The following is a 16,885-nucleotide window of genomic DNA, read 5'->3' on the forward strand; positions in this document are numbered from 1 at the left end:
CCGCGCTACGGCGACGCCCCTGCACGATGACGCTTGCCAGCTACGGCACAGGGCGTGCATGCTAGTGCATTCGCTCGAAATCCCCGATCCGCCCCTCCCCGATCATAAGCAACGGCCGTTTTAATTTCGGCAAACGCTAGACATCTTGCAGGCATTTACGGCAAACTCGCGCCCATATTAACGACCGGCAAGCCGTTTATGACCCGGAAAATCTTGGTGCTGCACGGCCCGAACCTGAATCTTCTCGGCGTTCGCGAACCGCAGCACTACGGGAAAGACACGCTGGATGACATCAACCGGCGCCTGGAAAAACAGGCCAGCGCCGCCGGTTTCGTGCTCGACGCGCTGCAAAGCAACGCCGAGCACGTGCTGATCGACCGGATTCACGCCGCGATGAACGACGGCACCGAATTCGTGATCATCAATCCGGCCGCCTTCACCCACACCAGCGTCGCCGTGCGCGACGCACTGTCCGGCGTGAAGCTTCCCTTTATCGAAGTTCATCTATCCAACGTGCACGCACGCGAACCGTTCCGCCACCACTCGTACTTTTCCGACGTGGCGCTCGGCGTGATCTGCGGCCTGGGCGCCCACGGCTACGAGCTGGCGCTCGCGCATGCGTTGCGTGTACTGGCCGCCAAGGCCTGAACAAGAACAGAGACCTTTTCAAAGGACAACCATGGATCTGCGTAAACTGAAGAAACTGATCGACCTCGTCGAAGAATCCGGCATCGCCGAACTCGAGGTCACCGAAGGCGAAGAGAAAGTCCGCATCACCCGCGTGTCCGCCGCCGCCCAGGTCAGCTACATTCCGCAGCCCGCCGCCTACCAACTGCCGCAAGCTCCGGCCGCCGCTCCGGCCGCCCCAGTCGAAGCCGCCGCGCCGGCGCTCGACACCAAGAACGCACTGAAGTCGCCGATGGTCGGCACCTTCTACCTCAGCCCGAGCCCGGGCGCGAAGGCCTTCGTCGAAGTCGGCCAGAGCGTGTCGGTCGGCGATACGCTGTGCATCATCGAAGCGATGAAGCTGATGAATGAGATCACCGCCGAGCACTCGGGCGTGGTGAAAGCCGTGCTGGTCGAAGACGGTCAGCCAGTCGAATTCGGCGAGCCGCTGTTCGTTATCGAATGATGCCGTGAGGCCGAAGGGTGAGGCGTAAGGCCCGGGCACAGCCCACCTTGCCCTCACCCTTTTGCCGTACGCCTTCCGGAGCAAAGCTGTGTTTGAAAAAATCCTCATCGCCAACCGCGGCGAAATCGCGCTGCGTATCCAGCGCGCCTGCCGCGAAATGGGCATCAAGACCGTGGTCGTGCATTCTGAAGCCGACCGCGACGCCAAATATGTGAAGCTCGCCGACGAGTCGGTGTGCATCGGTCCGGCGCAGTCGCTGAGAAGTTATCTGCACGTGCCGGCGATCATCGCCGCCGCCGAGGTCACCGACGCGCAGGCGATCCACCCGGGCTACGGCTTCCTGTCGGAAAACGCCGACTTCGCCGACCGCGTCGAGCAGTCCGGCTTCGTCTTCATCGGCCCGCGCGGTGACACCATCCGCGAGATGGGCGACAAGGTCGCCGCCAAGAACGCGATGATCGCGGCCAAGGTGCCTTGCGTGCCCGGTTCGGAAGGCGCGCTGCCGGACGACCCGGCGCAGATCGTCAAGATCGCCAAGAAGATCGGCTTCCCGGTCATCATCAAGGCCGCCGGCGGCGGCGGCGGTCGCGGCATGCGCGTCGTCCACACCGAGGCGGCGCTGATCAACTCGGTCAACATGACGCGCACCGAGGCGGCCGCGGCGTTCGGCAACCCGACCGTGTACATGGAGAAGTTCCTCGAACATCCGCGTCACATCGAGATCCAGGTGCTGGCCGACGAATACGGCAACGCGATCTACCTCGGCGAGCGCGACTGCTCGATGCAGCGCCGCCACCAGAAGATCATCGAGGAAGCGCCCGCGCCCGGCATCACCGACGCGCAGCGCAAGAAGATCGGCGAATCGTGCGCCGACGCGTGCCGCCGCATCGGCTACCGCGGCGCCGGCACCTTCGAATTCCTGTTCGAGAACGGCGAGTTCTACTTCATCGAAATGAACACGCGCGTGCAGGTCGAACACCCGGTGACCGAGATGATCACCGGCATCGACATCGTTCAGGAACAGATCCGCATCGCCGCCGGCGAGAAGTTGCGCTATACCCAGGACGACGTGGTGCTGCGCGGCCACTCGATGGAGTGCCGGATCAACGCCGAGGACCCGTTCACCTTCGTGCCGAGTCCGGGCAAGATCGAGAGCTACCACCCGGCCGGCGGCCCGGGCATCCGCATCGATTCGCACATCTACCAGGGCTACACGGTCCCGCCGCACTACGATTCGATGATCGGCAAGCTGATCTCCTACGGCGACACCCGCGAGCAGGCGATGGCGCGCATGCGCGTCGCGCTGTCCGAGATGGCGATCACCGGCATCAAGACCAATATCCCGCTGCACCAGGAACTGTTCATGGACGCGTCTTTCCAGAAGGGTGGCACCACCATCCACTACCTGGAAGAGCGCCTGTCGCAGATGAAGAAGGGAGAAGCGTGATGGCTTGGCAACAGGCCAGTATCGACGCCGACAGCCGTATCGCCGAGGCGCTCGCCGATGCGCTGATGGAGGCCGGCGCGCTGTCGGCCGCCATCGAGGATGCGTGGGCCGGCACCGAGCAGGAAGAGCCGATCTTCGGCGAGCCGGGCGAGCCGGTCGACAAGCTGTGGCAGAAGAGCCGCATCCTCGCGCTATTCGCCGAAGATGCCGACGTCGCCGCGCTGATCGGACTGGCCGCGCTCGCCACCGGCACCGCGACGCCGGGCTATACGGTCGAGAAGATCGAGGAGCAGGACTGGGTGCGGCTGACGCAAAGCCAGTTCGACCCGATCCGCATCTCCGACCGTCTATGGATCACGCCGACCTGGCACGAGACGCCGAACCCGCAGGCGATCAACCTGCAGCTCGACCCCGGCCTCGCGTTCGGCACCGGCAGCCACCCGACCACGCGCCTGTGCCTGCAGTGGCTCGACGCGCACATCCAGGGCGGCGAGACGGTGTTCGACTACGGCTGCGGCTCGGGCATCCTCGCGATCGCCGCGCTGAAGCTCGGCGCGGCGAGCGCCGTCGGCGTCGACATCGACGCACAGGCGGTCACGTCCAGCCGGGACAACGCCGCGCAGAACGGCGTCGTCGCCGAGTTCTTCCTGCCTGGCGACGCACCGGCGATCCAGACCGACGTCGTGCTCGCCAACATCCTCGCCAACCCCTTGCGCCTGCTCGGCGAACTGTTGGCCGGCCACGTAAAGACCGGTGGTAAAATCGTGCTGTCCGGCATCCTCGCCGACCAGGCCGCCGAGCTGTCCGGCATCTACTCGGCGTGGTTCGACATGGATCCGCCGGTCTTCGACGAAGGCTGGACCCGACTCACAGGAACCCGACGCGCGACCGTATGAGCTACGCTACCCAGTGCCCCAGCTGCCAGACCCGCTTCAAGGTGACCGATGCGCAATTGGCCATCGCCGAAGGGCTGGTCCGTTGCGGGCGCTGCGCGCACGTGTTCAACGCACGCGAAGCGCTCGAGGCGCAGACCGAGCCGCCGACCGAGCTCGCTCCGCCGCCCCCGCCGCCGCGCGCGTCCGACGACTTCGAACTCGAGCTGCCCGATTTCGACCCCATCGGCAGGAGTCCGATCGACGAGAAGGCGCCCGCAGAGCAGGCGGAGATCGAAAGCCCCGAGCCGGAGTTCGAGGCCGCCCCCGCGGCCGAACCGGAAGCGGCTGCCGAAGTCCCCTCCACCGACCCGCGTCCGTCTCCCGACGACGATGTCGGCGTGTTCGAACAGGCGCTGAAAGACGCGCTCTCCAACCGGCGCGAGCCGGTGTCGGCGCGCGTCGAAGCCGAGCCCCCGCCGCAGACGGCGTCCGAAGCGCCGATCGAAGACCTGACTGCTGCAGCGACTCCGGAAGCACCGATCGCTGAAGAAGCGATGGCCGCCGCGCTGCCCGCTCGCGACGAGGCCCAGACGGCCGAAGACGACAAGGAAGACAACAAGGGCCTCGACCGCGGCGTGCTCTTGACGCTGATCTTCACGCTGCTCGGCATCCTCGGCCTGATCGCGCTGTTGGCGCAGCTCGTCTACTTCAACCGCACACGCATCGCCGCCGAGGTTCCGGAGCTGCGCCCGGCGCTCGAGGCCGCGTGCAGCCGCATCGGCTGCGACGTGCCGTGGCCGGGCGACGCCGAATACATCCGCACCGAATGGTCGGAACTGGCCTTCGTCCCCGAGCACGCCAACCTGATCCAGGTGTCGGCGACGCTGAAGAACCATGCCCGCTACCCCCAGGCCTTCCCGGCGATGGAGCTGACGCTGAAGGACAACGACGATCAGGTGCTGGTCAGGCGCAGCTTCGCCGCGTCGGACTACCTGAAGCCGGACGACTTCAAGCAAGGCCACCTCGCCGGCAACAGCGAAGTCAAGATCACGATGCGGCTCGACACCGGCAAGCTCAAACCGCTCGGCTATAGCATCTTCTGGTTCTATCCTTGAACCCGTCGCTCACTCCATGACAAAACCGCAGCCCAGCTGCGGTTTTTTCTTGTTTTTCCGACGCGCTCGGCCACGATGAGAAACACGATCATCGAAAAGGGGCGGCAAATGGATGGCTTTCGCTTGCAACAGGGCGACGACAAGCTGCGCGTCGACGGCGACTTTCCGCACACGGGCGATTGGATGCCGAGCTTCATGCTGGTCGACGAGACGCTGAACGACGTCTCGCTCGAGCGCTTCCTCGGCCAGGCCAAGGTCGTGGTCACGCTGCTATCGCTCGACGAAGACGCGCACGGCGGGCTGAAGCTGCTGCAGGAAACGCTGCGCCACTTAGAACGTTGGCCTAGCCTCGCCAGGATCGTCGTCACCGTCGACTCGCCTTTCGCGCTGCGGCGCGCGCGCCGGGAGCACGGCCTGCCCGGCGTCACGCTGCTGTCGACGCTGCGCGGACGCGACTTCCACCGCCAGTACGGCGTGATGATCTCCGACTACCCTCTGGCGGGCTTCACCGCGCCGGCGCTGATCGTCGGCGACGGCAAAGACCGCGTCGTCTATGCGGAGAGGTTGGCCGATACGCGCGACGGCTTCGACTGGCTGGCGGTCGAGGTCGCGATGAGCAATCTGTTCCCCGCGCTGCCCGCCGAATAGCTATCCCAAAAACAAAACGGGCTGCCGATAGGCCGCCCGTTTCTCGTTCGATCAATCCAGCGTCAGGCGAGGCGTTCGCCGGCCTCGGACTTCGGCGCGCGGCCCATCAGGTCCTCGACGACCTTCTGCGGGCTCGCGCCGTGGTAGAGCAGGTCGCACACCGCGGCGGTGATCGGCATGTCGACCTCGAGCCTTTCGGCCATCGTCAGCACCTCGCGCGCGGTCGGCACGCCCTCGGCGACGTGGCCGAGTTCTTCCAGAATCACCGGCAGCGACTTGCCCTCGGCCAACTTCAGGCCGACCTGGCGGTTGCGCGACAGCGCGCCGGTGCAGGTCAGGATCAGATCGCCGGTACCGGCCAGCCCCATCATCGTCTGCGAACTGCCGCCGAGCGCGACCGCCAGCCGGCTGATCTCGGCCAAGCCGCGCGTGATCAGCGCCGCGCGCGCGTTCATGCCGAAGCCGAGGCCGTCGGCGACGCCGGTGGCGATCGCCATCACGTTCTTCACCGCGCCGCCGACCTCGACGCCGACGAGGTCGTCGTTGGCGTACAGGCGCAGTCGGGTGCTGTTGAGCGCGAGCGCGGTGCGGCGCGCGAAGTCGGCGTCTTCCGACGCCAGCGTGACCGCGCTGGGCAGGCCCTGCGCGACTTCCTGCGCGAAGCTCGGGCCGGACAGCGCGCCGCACGCCGGCAGGTCGGGCAGTTCCTCGGCGACCACCTGGTGCGGCAGCAGGCTGGAGCCGGCCTCGAAGCCCTTGCACGCCCACAACAGCGGCGGCAAGGGTTGGCCGAGCGCGGCGAGCGCCTTCAGCGTCGGCCTCAGGCCGGCGATCGGCGTCACCACCAGCAGCAGCTCGGCGTCGGCCACCGCCAAGGACAGGTCCGCCGTCATCGACAGCGACGCCGGCAGCAGCACACCCGGCAGGTAGCGCGCGTTCTCGCAGTCCCGCGCCATGTCGGCGACCTGCTGGGCGCTCCTCGCCCACAGCGTGACCTCGTGATCGGCCGCGTAGGCGATGGCGAGCGCCGTGCCCCAGGCGCCAGCCCCCAGTACGGCGATCCTCATCTCACAGCCCCCACAGGTCGGCGATGCGGGCGTAGCCTTCGCTGCCGTCGCGGTGGCGCACCTTCACCCAGCCGGCTTTCGGCGGCTCGGTGAGCTCGAGCACGCCGTCGCGCGGCACGGCAAAGCGCAGCGCGGCGGAATCCGACGCGCCCGCGCGCACCTCGGCGCGCTCGGCGGTGACGAGCAGCCAGCGCTGGTTCGACAGCGCGGAGGCCGGGATCCACGCGATACCGCCGGTCGCGTCGCGTACGCGCGCCCATTCCTTCTGCGCAGACAACACTTCGACCGGGTAGTAGCGGCTGACGAGAAAGAGCTTATTCGCATTCAGCGCCGGCGCTTCGTAGAGCGCCACCCCGGTCTCCTTGACCGAACGGAATTCGAGCGCCTGCGCGCAGAGGCTCGTAAGCCCCGCCGCCAGCGCGAGCGCGACGACAAGCGGACGCATGGCTTAGGCCTGGGCGGTTTCGGCGCGCTGCTGCAGGTACAGCGCTTCGAAGTTGATCGGCGCGAGCAGCACCGGCGGGAAGCCGGCGCGGTTCACCAGGCTCGACACGGTCTCGCGCGCGTACGGGAACAGGATGTTCGGGCAGGCGACGCCGATGATCGGCTCGACGTCCTCTTCCGGCACGTTGCGGATCTGGAAGATGCCGGCCTGCGCGACTTCGGCGAGGAACATCGTCTTGCCGTCCTCGAGCTTGGCGGTCACGGTCACGGTCAGCGTGACCTCGACAAAGCCCTCATCGATCGGCTTGCCTTCGGACGACAGCTGCATGTCGATGTCCGGCGTGCCCTGCTCGAGGAAGATCTGCGGCGCGTGCGGGATCTCGAGCGACAGGTCTTTCACGTAGATTTTCTCGATGGAGAATACCGGCTGCACTTCTTGTTGATCGCTCATGCTTCTGTCTCGCAAAAAAACCCCCGCCGAACGCGGGGCGTCGTTAGAAATATGACGGGCATCATCGCACAGCGACGCCCGGCTAGAAAGAGCCCGGCCGCTCAGTCGGCGAGCAGCGGGTCGAGTTTGCCGGCGTGGTTCAGCGCCGACAGGTCGTCGAAGCCGCCGACGTGCGTGTCGCCGATGAAGATCTGCGGCACGGTGCGCCGGCCGGTCAGCGCCATCATGGCCTGGCGGACTTCCGGGTCGAGGTCGACGCGGACCTCCTCGATCTCGGTCACCCCCTTCTGCGCCAAGAGGCGCTTGGCCATCTGGCAGTAGGGGCAGACCAGCGTGGTGTACATCTTGACGGGTTTCATCCGGAACCTATTTTGCAATTCGATGTAGCAGTATATCGGGCCGGAGCCGGCCGGATTCAACCGGGCCGATTCAAAGAGCCGGGTTCGATGGACGGTTTAACGCGGTAGCCGCGCGAGCGCGTCGCCGATCAGGTCGTCGATCGCGCCGTTCGTCTCGGCAACACTCGTGCCGTTGACAAAGGCGACCAGCGCGTAGCGCCGCCCGTCGAGAGCCTGATAGTAGCCGGCCAGCGCGCGCACCTTGGAGAGCGTGCCGGTCTTCAGCCGCAGCCGCGGCCCCCAGTCCTTCAGTCGTTTCTTCAGCGTGCCGTCCTCGCCGGCGATCGGCAGGCTGGCCGCCAGTTCTGGGTACCACGGCCCGCGCGCGCCGTTGCACAGCACTTCGCCCAGCAGCCTGGCGCTGAAGCGCTCGTGGCGCGACAGGCCCGAGCCGTTCTCCAGCACCAGCGCCTCGTCCGACACGCCGGCCTCGGCCAACCTTTGCCGGACCGCGCGCTCGGCGTTGGCCGGCGTGTCGCCCGGCCCGCGGCCCAGCGTCAAATAGACGGTGCGCGCCATCGTGTTGTTGCTGTATTTGTTGACGTCCGCCAGCACCGAGAAGAGTGGCTCCGACTCGTGGCTGGCGAGCACCCGGGCTCCCGCCGGCGCCGTGCCGGCGACCACACGCCGAGGCCCGGCACCGCCGAGTTCACGCCACAGCGCGGCGAAGCTTTGTCCGGCAAAGTCGGCCGGCGACAAGAGATTCAGGAAGGTTTGCGCGCCGTCGCAAGCGCGCGGCAATTTACCCGACACTTCGACGCGGCTGTCGTCGTGGCGGACAGCGACGCGACTTCGCACGTCGCCGCACTCGCCGTCTCCGCCGTCGGCGAGGCGCGCATCGAGCACGACGCCCGGCAGCGCCGGCTCGAGCGCGGCACGCATGCCGGCACCGTCGTTGAAGAACTGCAACCAGGCGACTTTCAGGTTGGTCAGGTGCGCATCGGGCGGGATCGTGAACACGTGCTCGGCGTCGCCGTCGAAGTCGTCGGCCGAAGGGACGCGGCTGAACACCGAGCCGTCGAGCACCAGATTGCCGGCGATCTTGCGCACGCCGCGACGCCTCAGTTCGCGCAGCATCGCGACGAGGTCGTCGGCGCGAAAGCGCGGCTCGCCGCCGCCGACCCAGACCAGGTCGCCTTTCAAGATACCGTCGACGACAGGCGCACTGCTGACGAAACGCGTCTGCCAGCGGTAGTTGGGGCCGAGCGTCTGCAAGGCCGCCCAGCTGGTCAAGAGCTTCATCGTAGACGCCGGGCTCATCGCGGCGTCGGCACGGTGTTCTACGATGGGCGCACCGCCGTCTACCGGCGCGAGCCATAGCGCGTAGTCGTCGGCCGCAAGCTTGGCGGCGTGCGCCGGCAGTGCGGCGAGCAGCAGAAGGAGTCTTACGATCCCCTGTTTCATGATGGTCCTTATCGGTGCTGCGGGTTGCCTACAGGTCCTGCGGGTCGACGTCGAGCGACCAGCGCAGGCTGCGGCCCGCTCGGCGTGCTGCCGCGTCGATATCGGGCCGCCACGCGTCGAGAAAGGCGTGCAGCGGCGCGCGTTGCGGCGATTCGACGATCAGCTGCGCGCGCTCGCGGCCGGCCAGCCGCGCCATCAGCGCCGGCACCGGGCCGAGCACCGTCACGCCCTTGGGCGGCGCGAGCGTGTCGCGCACCGACTCGAGAAAGGCGCTGGCGTCGCGGATGTCGGGCGCGTCGGCGCGCAGGATCGCCTGGTGCGTGATCGGCGGCAAGGCGGCAGTACCGCGCTCGGCCAACAAGGTCTTCGCGTAGCCGAGCGTGTCGTGCGCGACGAGCGCGGCGAACAGCGGGTGGTCGGGCCACTGCGTCTGCACCAGCACCTCGCCCGGCGCGTCGGCGCGGCCGGCGCGGCCGGCGACCTGTGTCAGCACCGAGAACAGCCGCTCGGTCGCGCGGTAGTCGGCCGAGTAGAGGCCGGCGTCGGCGTTGACGACGATCACGCGCGACAGCGCCGGGAAGTCGTGGCCCTTGGCCAGCATCTGCGTGCCGACCAGGATGTCGACCTCGCCGTTGTGCACCTTGCGGTAGATCTCATCCCACGCGGCCTTGCGGCTGGTCGAGTCGCGGTCGATGCGCAGCACGCGCGCGTCGGGCACCATGCGCGCGAGCGCGTCCTCGATGCGCTGCGTGCCGTGGCCGACCGGCTTGAGGTCGACGTTGCCGCAGCTCGGGCACGCGTGTGGTACCGGCTCGAACGCGCCGCAGTGGTGGCAGCGCAGCCGCCGCTCAGACAGATGCAGCACCATCTTCGCGTGGCAATGGCGGCAGCCCGAGGTCCAGCCGCAGTCGCCGCACGACAGCACCGGCGAGAAGCCGCGCCGGTTGATGAACACCAGGCTCAGCTCGCCGCGCCGCTTCGCGGCCTTCAACGTGTCCACGGCCATCTCCGACAGCCCCTCGGCCAACCTTTGCCGGCGCACGTCGAGGATGCGCACCGCGGGCAGGCTCGCAGTGGCGTGCGCGCGCTCGGCAAGCAAAATCTGGCGATAGCGGCCGGTCTCGACCCTGTACAAGGTCTCGAGGCTGGGCGTCGCGCTGCCGAGCACCACCGGCACGCCGGCCTGGTGGGCACGCCACACCGCGAGGTCGCGCGCGTGGTAGCGCACGCCGTCCTGCTGCTTGAAAGACGCGTCGTGCTCCTCGTCGACGATGACCAGGCCCAAGCGCGGCAGCGGCGTGAACACCGAAAGCCGCGTGCCGATCACGATGCCGGCGCGGCCCTGCCACGCATCGACCCACGCATTCAGCCGCTCGCCGTCCGACAGCCCGCTGTGCAGCGCGGCGATCGGCGTCGAAGGAAAGCGCGCGGCGAAGCGCGACAGCAACTGCGGCGTCAGGTTGATCTCGGGGATCAACACCAGCGCCTGGCGCCCCTCGGCCAACGTGTCTGCGATCAAGCGCAGGTAGACCTCAGTCTTGCCGCTGCCGGTGACGCCGAACAACAGCCAGGCGGCGAAGCCGTCTGTCCCCCTGAGTTCAGCCAACGCGGCCGACTGTGCGGCGGTGAGCGCTGGGCCTTCCGCGACCGGCGCGTCGCGCCAGCAGGTGTCGACGCGTTCCAGCCAGCCGGCGGCGTCCCAGCCGGCCAACAATTTGCCCGCCTGCGCGGCGATCGCGCGCGCAGCGTCTTTGCTAAGCACGCCGCACGACAGAGCCTGCCACAACGCGCGCTGCGCCTTTGCGCGTGCGGCCGGCGGCTCGGCCAAGCTCCCCTTGTCCGACAGCCGCCACGGCCGCGTATCGTTCAATCGTACCGGTGCGGCGCCGCGCAAGGCGGTCGGCAGCGCGGTCGCGGCGACCTGGCCGATCGGCGCGTGGTAATAAGCGGCGGTGAAGCTCACCAGTTCGAGCCAAGAGGCCGGCAGCGGCGGCAAATCGCAGAACGCCGCGTCGACCGCCTTGAGCTTGGTCGTATCCGCGGATTCGTCGCCCGGCCCGGTCACGATGCCGGCGAGCCGGCGCGTGCCGAACGGCACGGCGACGCGCGCGCCTACCGGCAAAGCCGCGGCGGCGAGGTAGGTGAAGGTCGCCGGCAAGGGCACGTCGAGCGCGACCTCGACCCGATACTCACTCGGCATCGGACGTCCCTCGCGGCAAAGGCCCGTCGGGCAAGGCTTGGCGGCAGCTGTTCACAGAAGGTGTGGATAACTTTGTGGACAAGCGCTCAGCCGAGATCAAGAAGCCGCGCCAGATGCGGTTCCCGCTGGATTGCACAAAAATTAATCAATTATTAACCCCCCTTATTTTTCAATGGTTTACAGCAAAACAAAAAACCGGCGCGGCGGGGCTTGACAAGGCAGGCGAGCGGCCTACCCGCCTGTGCATAACTTCGAGATCAATCCGCCTCCCCGCTGTCAACCCCGACTCTCGGCTAGCAAAAAAGGCAAGCCGGTCCGGCTTGCCTTTGCGTTGGGCGGTGGCGTTTATGCCACGTGGTAATCGCGCGACAGGCGATGCACCGCATCGACCAGCACGCCGGCGTGGTCCGGGTTCACGAACTGCGAGATACCGTGACCGAGGTTGAACACGTGGCCGCTGCCCTGGCCGTAGCTGGCCAGGATGCGCGCGACTTCACGCTCGATCGCAGCCGGTTCGGCGAACAGCGCGTTCGGGTCGAGGTTGCCCTGCAGCGCGACCTTGTCGCCGACGCGTGCGCGCGCCGCACCGATGTCGGTGGTCCAGTCCAGACCCACGGCGTCGGCACCGATCGCGGCGATGGCTTCCAGCCACTGGCCGCCGCCCTTGGTGAACACGATCACCGGCACCTTGCGCCCTTCGTTCTCACGCTTGAGGCCGGCGACGATCTTCTGCATGTACTGCAGCGAGAATTCCCGGTAGGCCGCGTGCGTCAGCGCGCCGCCCCAGGTGTCGAAGATCTGCACCGCCTGCGCGCCGGCCTCGATCTGCGCGTTCAGGTATTCGGTCACCGCCAGCGCGTTGATCTCGAGGATGCGATGCAACAGGTCGGGACGCGAGTACAGCATCGCCTTCACATGGCGGAAGTCGGCCGAACCGCCGCCCTCGATCATGTAGCAGGCCAGCGTGAACGGGCTGCCGGAGAAGCCGATCAGCGGCACGCGGCCGTCGAGCGCCTTGCGGATCGACGACACCGCGTCGATCACGTATTGCAGCTTGTCCTCGATGTGCGGCACCGCCAGCGCCTTGATCGCCGCTTCGTCGCGCAACGGACGCTCGAACTTCGGCCCCTCGCCGTCGGCGAAGTAGAGGCCGAGCCCCATCGCGTCGGGGATGGTCAGGATGTCGGAGAACAGGATCGCCGCGTCGAGCTCGAAGCGCTCCAGCGGCTGCAACGTCACTTCGGTCGCGTAATCCGGGCTGGTACACAGGCCCATGAAGCTGCCGGCGCGCGCGCGCGTGGCGCGGTACTCGGGCAGGTAGCGGCCGGCCTGGCGCATCATCCAGATCGGGGTGTAGTCGACGGGCTGCTTGAGCAACGCGCGCAGGAAGGTGTCGTTCTTCAGTTCGGTCATGATCGCGGCCGGTATGAGGGGGATGCGGCGATTATACCCGACGGCACGAGCCAACCATGAGTGGCCTACGTATCGTCGCGTCCTCCCCGTCCCGCGCGATGTCGGGCAGGCTCGGCCAACCTTCACAGACCTACGACGTTGGCCGAGCCCCTCCCGAATAAGAAAGACGCGGCACGCCGCGTCTTTCTCCCTGCCTTCAGGCGTCGCTCAGATGTCGGCCTCGACCTCGTTGCCGCGCGCTTCCATCCAGCTTCTGCGGCTGGCGGCCTCGCCCTTGCCCATCAGCATCACGAAGGTGTCGCGCGTCGAATCGAGCGCACCGCTGCGCACGCGCACCTGCGTCAGCCGGCGCGTGTCCGGGTGCATGGTGGTGTCCTTCAACTGCTCGGGGTTCATCTCGCCGAGGCCCTTGAAGCGACTGAGGCTCCACGCGTTTTCGCGCACGCCTTCGGCGCGCAGGCGGTCGAGGATGGCTTCGAGCTCGCCCTCGTCGAGCGCGTACAGCTTCTTCGGCGGGCGGCTCTTGCCCTGGCCGGGCACGTCGACGCGGAACAGCGGCGGCTGCGCGATGTAGATGTGGCCGGCGTCGATCAGCTTCGGGAAATGCTTGAAGAACAGCGTCAGCAACAGTACCTGAATGTGCGAGCCGTCGACGTCGGCGTCGGACAGAATCGAGATCTTGCCGTAGCGCAGGCCGGACAGGTCGGGGCTGTCGTGCGGCCCGTGCGGGTCGACGCCGATCGCGACCGCGATGTCGTGGATCTCGGTGTTCGAGAACAGCTGGCCGCGGTCGGTTTCCCAGCTGTTGAGCACCTTGCCGCGCAAGGGCAGGATCGCCTGGTATTCCTTGTCGCGCGCGAGCTTGGCCGAGCCGCCGGCCGAGTCGCCCTCGACCAAGAACAGCTCGTTGCGGGCGATGTCCTCGCTCTCGCAGTCGGTCAGCTTGCCCGGCAGCACGGCGACGCCCGAGCCCTTCTTCTTTTCGACCTTCTTGACCGACTTCAAACGGCTCTGCGCCTGGCGGATCGCCAGTTCGGCGATTCTTTTGCCGGCCTCGACGTGCTGGTTCAGCCACAATTCGACCGGGTCGCGGCTGACGCTCGACACCAGTTTCAGCGCGTCGCGGCTGGTGAGCTTCTCCTTGGTCTGCCCCTGGAACTGCGGGTCGAGCACGCGCGTCGACAGCACGAAGCGCACGCGGCTCCACACGTCCTCTGCCTGCACCTTCACGCCGCGCGGCAGCAGGTTGTGATGGTCGATGAAGCTCTTCACCGCGTCGAACACGCCGGCGCGGATGCCCGCCTCGTGCGTGCCGCCGGCCGGCGTCGGGATCAGGTTGACGTAGCTCTCGCCGCCTGCGCCGTCCTCGAACCACGCCAGCGCCCAAGACGCACCCTCGCCCGGCGCGAAGCTGTCGTGCTCGGGGCCAATGTACGCTTCACCAGCGAACGCCGGCGCGACCGGCTCTTCGCCGCCGAACAGTTCTTCCAGATAGCTCTTCAGTCCGTCAGGGTAGTGCCAGACCTTTTCTTCCAAACCGCCCGGTTTTTCCACCACAAGCGTCACCGCGACGCCGGGCAAGAGCACCGCCTTGGCGCGCAGCAGGCGTTCGAGTTCGGGCATCGAGTAGCGCGGGCTCTCGAAGTACTTACCGTCCGGCCACACGCGCACGCGGGTGCCGCTGGTGCGCGCGCCGCAGTCGCCGACGCGCGTCAACGGTTCGATCACGTCGCCGCCGGAGAACGCCAGCTTGTAGACGCCGCCGTCGCGCTTGACCTCGACCTCGAGCCGCGTCGACAGCGCGTTGGTCACCGACACGCCGACGCCGTGCAGGCCGCCGGAGAACGCGTAGGCGCCGCCGTCCTTCTTATTGAACTTGCCGCCGGCGTGCAGGCGGGTGAACACCAGTTCGACCACCGGCACGTTCTCGGTCGGGTGCAGGCCGACCGGGATGCCGCGGCCGTCGTCCTCGACCGACAGCGAACCGTCGAGGTGGACGGTGACGGCGATCTTCTTCGCGTAGCCGCCGAGCGCCTCGTCGGCGGCGTTGTCGATCACTTCCTGGCAGATGTGCGTCGGGTCGGTGGTCCGGGTATACATGCCCGGGCGTTCCTTGACCGGCTCCAGGCCCTTGAGCACCCGGACCGAGGATTCGTCGTAGGATTGAGTCATCGCGGAAAAATCAGAAAGCGCGCCCGGTGAGGCGCGCGAGTTGTTGGTTGTGCCAGCGACCGAGCAAGGTCAACGACAGGACGGCGCCGATGAAGCAGGTGAACATGTCCCATTGAGTGTCCCACGGGTCGCCCTGCGTGCCGAGGAAGGCGTCGGCGCCCTGGCCGAGCGCCACCGCGACCAGCCACTCGATCAATTCATAGGACGACGACAAGGCCAGGCAGAAACAGGTCACCAGGAAGGTGAGCCACGCACCGCGGAGCTTCAGCCGCCGGCTCAGCACCTCGCGCGCCAGCAGCGCCGGCGCGAAGCCCTGCATCAAGTGGCCGAGCCGGTCATAGGGATTGCGTTCGGTGCCGAGCACGTCCTGCATCCAGTAACCGAACGGCGTTTCGGCGTAGGTATAGCGCGCGCCCATCAGGAGCACCGCCGCGTGCAGCGCCATCAGCGTCACCGCCAGCGGCGTCCACGGGAAGCGCGGCCACAGCCAGAGCACCAGCGGCAGACCGATCAGCGCCGGCAGCGACTCGAGCCACCAGGTGCCCCTATCGGCCGGCGCGACGAAAGACCATGCGCCGAATAGCGCGACCAGACCGAACGGCAACCATGGGCGCGCGACGGTCATGGGGCTAGTCCTTGCTTGGGCGGTGCGGGTCGGGAAGTCGGCCGAGGTAGTCGCCGTGGCTTTCGACACCCTTGAGGAAGCGCGCGAGTTCGGTCAGCGAACGTTCGTACACGTCGCGCTTGAACTCGATCACCGCGTCGATCGGCGCCCAGTAGTCGTTCCAGCGCCAGGCATCGAACTCGGGGTGGTGCGTGGCGCGCAGGCAGACGTCGGAATCGCGGCCGACGAGGCGCAACAGGAACCAGATCTGCTTCTGGCCCTTGTAGCTGCCGCGCCATTCGCGGCGCACCCAGTGCGTCGGCACGTCGTAGCGCAGCCAGTCGCGGGTGCGGCCGAGGATTTTCACGTGATGCGGCAAGAGGCCCACTTCTTCCAGCAGCTCGCGATACATCGCCGCTTCGGGGCTCTCGCCGGGTTTGATGCCTCCTTGTGGAAACTGCCACGAATGCTCGCGCACCCGCTTCCCCCAGAACACCTCGTTGTGGGCGTTGGTGAGAATGATTCCAACGTTGGGGCGGTAGCCGTCCCGGTCGAGCATAGACAACCTATTCAATCTATCAATTGCCCCGATTCTGGCATATTTCGCCCCTTGCTGCACCCTCGGCCAAGTTTTGCCGTGGCGGGCCCGAAGCGCGCAGACTGCATACGGCATTGCACCGAAAACGCCAGAAATCGGGGCTCCATAACAAATTTACGGGCAAAACCAAAGTGGCACGGGCACTTGCCCATGGCATAGCAGAACCCGAATAGCGTCCCGGCGGAAAATGCCGGCCCCCTGGTGTCCGATGAAGCGCTACGCCGTTATAAGGAAGTGTTCGCGTCGACCAAACACCCGGTGGTACGCATCCACCCCGTAACCGGCGAACGCCACCTGCTGCTCGGTCACTTCGTGAAGCACCTCCTGACGATCAACGACTACGGCGACGCACACCGCGTGATGTACCGCGTCACGCTGGCCGGCGACGTCGCGGTCGGCATCGACGGCCAGACCTCCCGCGCATGTCATCAGCTCGCGCGCGATGGCGAGGCGAGCAAGCCGGCGGCGAGGAGCAAGCGGCGGCTTGATCAGGATTGATTTCGCTGTGATCACCGGCCCTGCGGGGCCGGTTTTTTATTGCGAAACAATTGGCCGAGACCATTCAGATAGCGCCGGAATCGGAACCGCGGCTCCAGGAGCAGAGCGGAGAACACGGGCTAGGCCGCGGGAGAGGGGCGTCGGCAGCCGCCAGCTTGGCCGAGCCGGGCGCGGCAGCGACGCGGGGGCGCGCCGTAACGCAGCAAACCCCCGTGCCAGGGGCACGGGGGTTGCGTAAGGGGCGTCTGGCGGTGACCTACTTTCACACAGGTATCTGCACTATCATCGGCGCTGAGGCGTTTCACGGTCCTGTTCGGGATGGGAAGGGGTGGGACCACCTCGCTATGGCCGCCAGACATAAACTGTCAACAAACTTAGTAAGCCGAAGCGTGCCCCCGAGGGGTCACGGTTCAATCAAA

The 16,885-nt window shown here is 67.0% G+C and carries 17 protein-coding genes and 1 rRNA gene; 7 read left to right on the forward strand and 11 right to left on the reverse strand.

What is annotated here, in order from left to right:
- Positions 1 to 198: 198 nt before the first annotated feature.
- The 6 genes from aroQ to DWG20_RS02215 all read left to right on the forward strand — a co-directional run bounded on the left by aroQ (position 199) and on the right by DWG20_RS02215 (position 5,217).
- Entirely contained in the window at positions 199 to 648 is a 450-nt protein-coding gene (aroQ, locus tag DWG20_RS02190) for a type II 3-dehydroquinate dehydratase (protein ID WP_115432218.1), read from the forward strand.
- A 31-nt stretch (positions 649 to 679) separates the two neighbouring features.
- Complete coding sequence (accB, locus tag DWG20_RS02195; RefSeq protein ID WP_115432219.1) at positions 680 to 1,132, forward strand: acetyl-CoA carboxylase biotin carboxyl carrier protein; 453 nt, start codon at positions 680 to 682, stop codon at positions 1,130 to 1,132.
- Between the two features lie 88 nt (positions 1,133 to 1,220).
- Positions 1,221 to 2,579, forward strand: coding sequence for an acetyl-CoA carboxylase biotin carboxylase subunit (gene accC / locus DWG20_RS02200; protein WP_115432220.1), 1,359 nt, complete (start codon positions 1,221 to 1,223; stop codon positions 2,577 to 2,579).
- Positions 2,579 to 3,475: a 50S ribosomal protein L11 methyltransferase gene (gene prmA / locus DWG20_RS02205; protein ID WP_115432221.1), complete on the forward strand. Its 897-nt coding sequence runs from the start codon at positions 2,579 to 2,581 to the stop codon at positions 3,473 to 3,475. The genes accC and prmA overlap by 1 nt, the downstream gene beginning before the upstream one ends.
- Positions 3,472 to 4,569, forward strand: a complete 1,098-nt coding sequence (locus DWG20_RS02210; protein WP_115432222.1) for a DUF3426 domain-containing protein — start codon at positions 3,472 to 3,474, stop codon at positions 4,567 to 4,569. The genes prmA and DWG20_RS02210 overlap by 4 nt, the downstream gene beginning before the upstream one ends.
- A 108-nt stretch (positions 4,570 to 4,677) precedes the next feature.
- Positions 4,678 to 5,217: a thioredoxin domain-containing protein gene (locus DWG20_RS02215; protein ID WP_115432223.1), complete on the forward strand. Its 540-nt coding sequence runs from the start codon at positions 4,678 to 4,680 to the stop codon at positions 5,215 to 5,217.
- Positions 5,218 to 5,279: 62 nt separating this feature from the next.
- On the opposite strand, the gene DWG20_RS02220 is transcribed toward DWG20_RS02215, so the two are convergent.
- From DWG20_RS02220 to DWG20_RS02265, 10 genes are all read right to left on the reverse strand, one after another.
- Complete coding sequence (locus DWG20_RS02220) at positions 5,280 to 6,284, reverse strand: NAD(P)H-dependent glycerol-3-phosphate dehydrogenase (RefSeq protein WP_115432224.1); 1,005 nt, start codon at positions 6,282 to 6,284, stop codon at positions 5,280 to 5,282.
- Position 6,285: 1 nt separating this feature from the next.
- A complete protein-coding gene (locus DWG20_RS02225; protein ID WP_115432225.1) occupies positions 6,286 to 6,729 on the reverse strand; it encodes an SH3 domain-containing protein in 444 nt (147 codons plus the stop codon).
- A 3-nt stretch (positions 6,730 to 6,732) separates the two neighbouring features.
- Positions 6,733 to 7,179, reverse strand: a complete 447-nt coding sequence (gene secB / locus DWG20_RS02230) for a protein-export chaperone SecB (protein ID WP_115432226.1) — start codon at positions 7,177 to 7,179, stop codon at positions 6,733 to 6,735.
- A 101-nt stretch (positions 7,180 to 7,280) separates the two neighbouring features.
- Positions 7,281 to 7,538 (reverse strand): glutaredoxin 3, encoded by a 258-nt coding sequence (grxC, locus tag DWG20_RS02235; protein WP_115432227.1) that lies wholly within the window; start codon positions 7,536 to 7,538, stop codon positions 7,281 to 7,283.
- Positions 7,539 to 7,634: 96 nt separating this feature from the next.
- Positions 7,635 to 8,981 (reverse strand): D-alanyl-D-alanine carboxypeptidase/D-alanyl-D-alanine endopeptidase, encoded by a 1,347-nt coding sequence (gene dacB, locus DWG20_RS02240; protein WP_115432228.1) that lies wholly within the window; start codon positions 8,979 to 8,981, stop codon positions 7,635 to 7,637.
- Between the two features lie 28 nt (positions 8,982 to 9,009).
- Positions 9,010 to 11,181, reverse strand: coding sequence for a primosomal protein N' (locus DWG20_RS02245; RefSeq protein ID WP_115432229.1), 2,172 nt, complete (start codon positions 11,179 to 11,181; stop codon positions 9,010 to 9,012).
- Positions 11,182 to 11,526: 345 nt separating this feature from the next.
- Positions 11,527 to 12,594 (reverse strand): uroporphyrinogen decarboxylase, encoded by a 1,068-nt coding sequence (gene hemE / locus DWG20_RS02250; protein ID WP_115432230.1) that lies wholly within the window; start codon positions 12,592 to 12,594, stop codon positions 11,527 to 11,529.
- Positions 12,595 to 12,801: 207 nt separating this feature from the next.
- Positions 12,802 to 14,766 carry a DNA topoisomerase IV subunit B gene (gene parE / locus DWG20_RS02255; RefSeq protein WP_115432231.1) on the reverse strand — a complete coding sequence of 655 codons (1,965 nt, stop codon included), beginning with the start codon at positions 14,764 to 14,766 and terminating at the stop codon, positions 12,802 to 12,804.
- A 10-nt stretch (positions 14,767 to 14,776) separates the two neighbouring features.
- Positions 14,777 to 15,391 carry a DUF2238 domain-containing protein gene (locus tag DWG20_RS02260; RefSeq protein WP_115432232.1) on the reverse strand — a complete coding sequence of 205 codons (615 nt, stop codon included), beginning with the start codon at positions 15,389 to 15,391 and terminating at the stop codon, positions 14,777 to 14,779.
- Between the two features lie 4 nt (positions 15,392 to 15,395).
- Complete coding sequence (locus DWG20_RS02265; protein WP_115432233.1) at positions 15,396 to 15,929, reverse strand: RNA pyrophosphohydrolase; 534 nt, start codon at positions 15,927 to 15,929, stop codon at positions 15,396 to 15,398.
- Between the two features lie 240 nt (positions 15,930 to 16,169).
- Between DWG20_RS02265 and DWG20_RS02270 the strand changes: the two genes are divergently transcribed.
- A complete protein-coding gene (locus tag DWG20_RS02270) occupies positions 16,170 to 16,466 on the forward strand; it encodes a Fe(II)-2OG oxygenase family protein (protein WP_220271997.1) in 297 nt (98 codons plus the stop codon).
- A 243-nt stretch (positions 16,467 to 16,709) separates the two neighbouring features.
- Here the strand turns inward: DWG20_RS02270 and rrf are convergent.
- Positions 16,710 to 16,822, reverse strand: a 5S ribosomal RNA gene (gene rrf / locus DWG20_RS02275).
- Positions 16,823 to 16,885 lie beyond the last annotated feature (63 nt).

Origin of the sequence: Crenobacter cavernae (assembly GCF_003355495.1) — a bacterium.
Taxonomy (GTDB): domain Bacteria; phylum Pseudomonadota; class Gammaproteobacteria; order Burkholderiales; family Chromobacteriaceae; genus Crenobacter; species Crenobacter cavernae.

Bases quoted from the DNA above. Each gene is read 5' to 3' on its own strand.
- aroQ (WP_115432218.1), top strand. From the start codon at position 199: ATGACCCGGAAAATCTTGGTGCTGCACGGCCCGAACCTGAATCTTCTC.
- accB (WP_115432219.1), top strand. From the start codon at position 680: ATGGATCTGCGTAAACTGAAGAAACTGATCGACCTCGTCGAAGAATCC.
- prmA (WP_115432221.1), top strand. From the start codon at position 2,579: ATGGCTTGGCAACAGGCCAGTATCGACGCCGACAGCCGTATCGCCGAG.
- DWG20_RS02210 (WP_115432222.1), top strand. From the start codon at position 3,472: ATGAGCTACGCTACCCAGTGCCCCAGCTGCCAGACCCGCTTCAAGGTG.
- DWG20_RS02215 (WP_115432223.1), top strand. From the start codon at position 4,678: ATGGATGGCTTTCGCTTGCAACAGGGCGACGACAAGCTGCGCGTCGAC.
- DWG20_RS02220 (WP_115432224.1), bottom strand. From the start codon at position 6,284: ATGAGGATCGCCGTACTGGGGGCTGGCGCCTGGGGCACGGCGCTCGCC.
- DWG20_RS02225 (WP_115432225.1), bottom strand. From the start codon at position 6,729: ATGCGTCCGCTTGTCGTCGCGCTCGCGCTGGCGGCGGGGCTTACGAGC.
- secB (WP_115432226.1), bottom strand. From the start codon at position 7,179: ATGAGCGATCAACAAGAAGTGCAGCCGGTATTCTCCATCGAGAAAATC.
- grxC (WP_115432227.1), bottom strand. From the start codon at position 7,538: ATGAAACCCGTCAAGATGTACACCACGCTGGTCTGCCCCTACTGCCAG.
- dacB (WP_115432228.1), bottom strand. From the start codon at position 8,981: ATGAAACAGGGGATCGTAAGACTCCTTCTGCTGCTCGCCGCACTGCCG.
- DWG20_RS02245 (WP_115432229.1), bottom strand. From the start codon at position 11,181: ATGCCGAGTGAGTATCGGGTCGAGGTCGCGCTCGACGTGCCCTTGCCG.
- hemE (WP_115432230.1), bottom strand. From the start codon at position 12,594: ATGACCGAACTGAAGAACGACACCTTCCTGCGCGCGTTGCTCAAGCAG.
- parE (WP_115432231.1), bottom strand. From the start codon at position 14,766: ATGACTCAATCCTACGACGAATCCTCGGTCCGGGTGCTCAAGGGCCTG.
- DWG20_RS02260 (WP_115432232.1), bottom strand. From the start codon at position 15,391: ATGACCGTCGCGCGCCCATGGTTGCCGTTCGGTCTGGTCGCGCTATTC.
- DWG20_RS02265 (WP_115432233.1), bottom strand. From the start codon at position 15,929: ATGCTCGACCGGGACGGCTACCGCCCCAACGTTGGAATCATTCTCACC.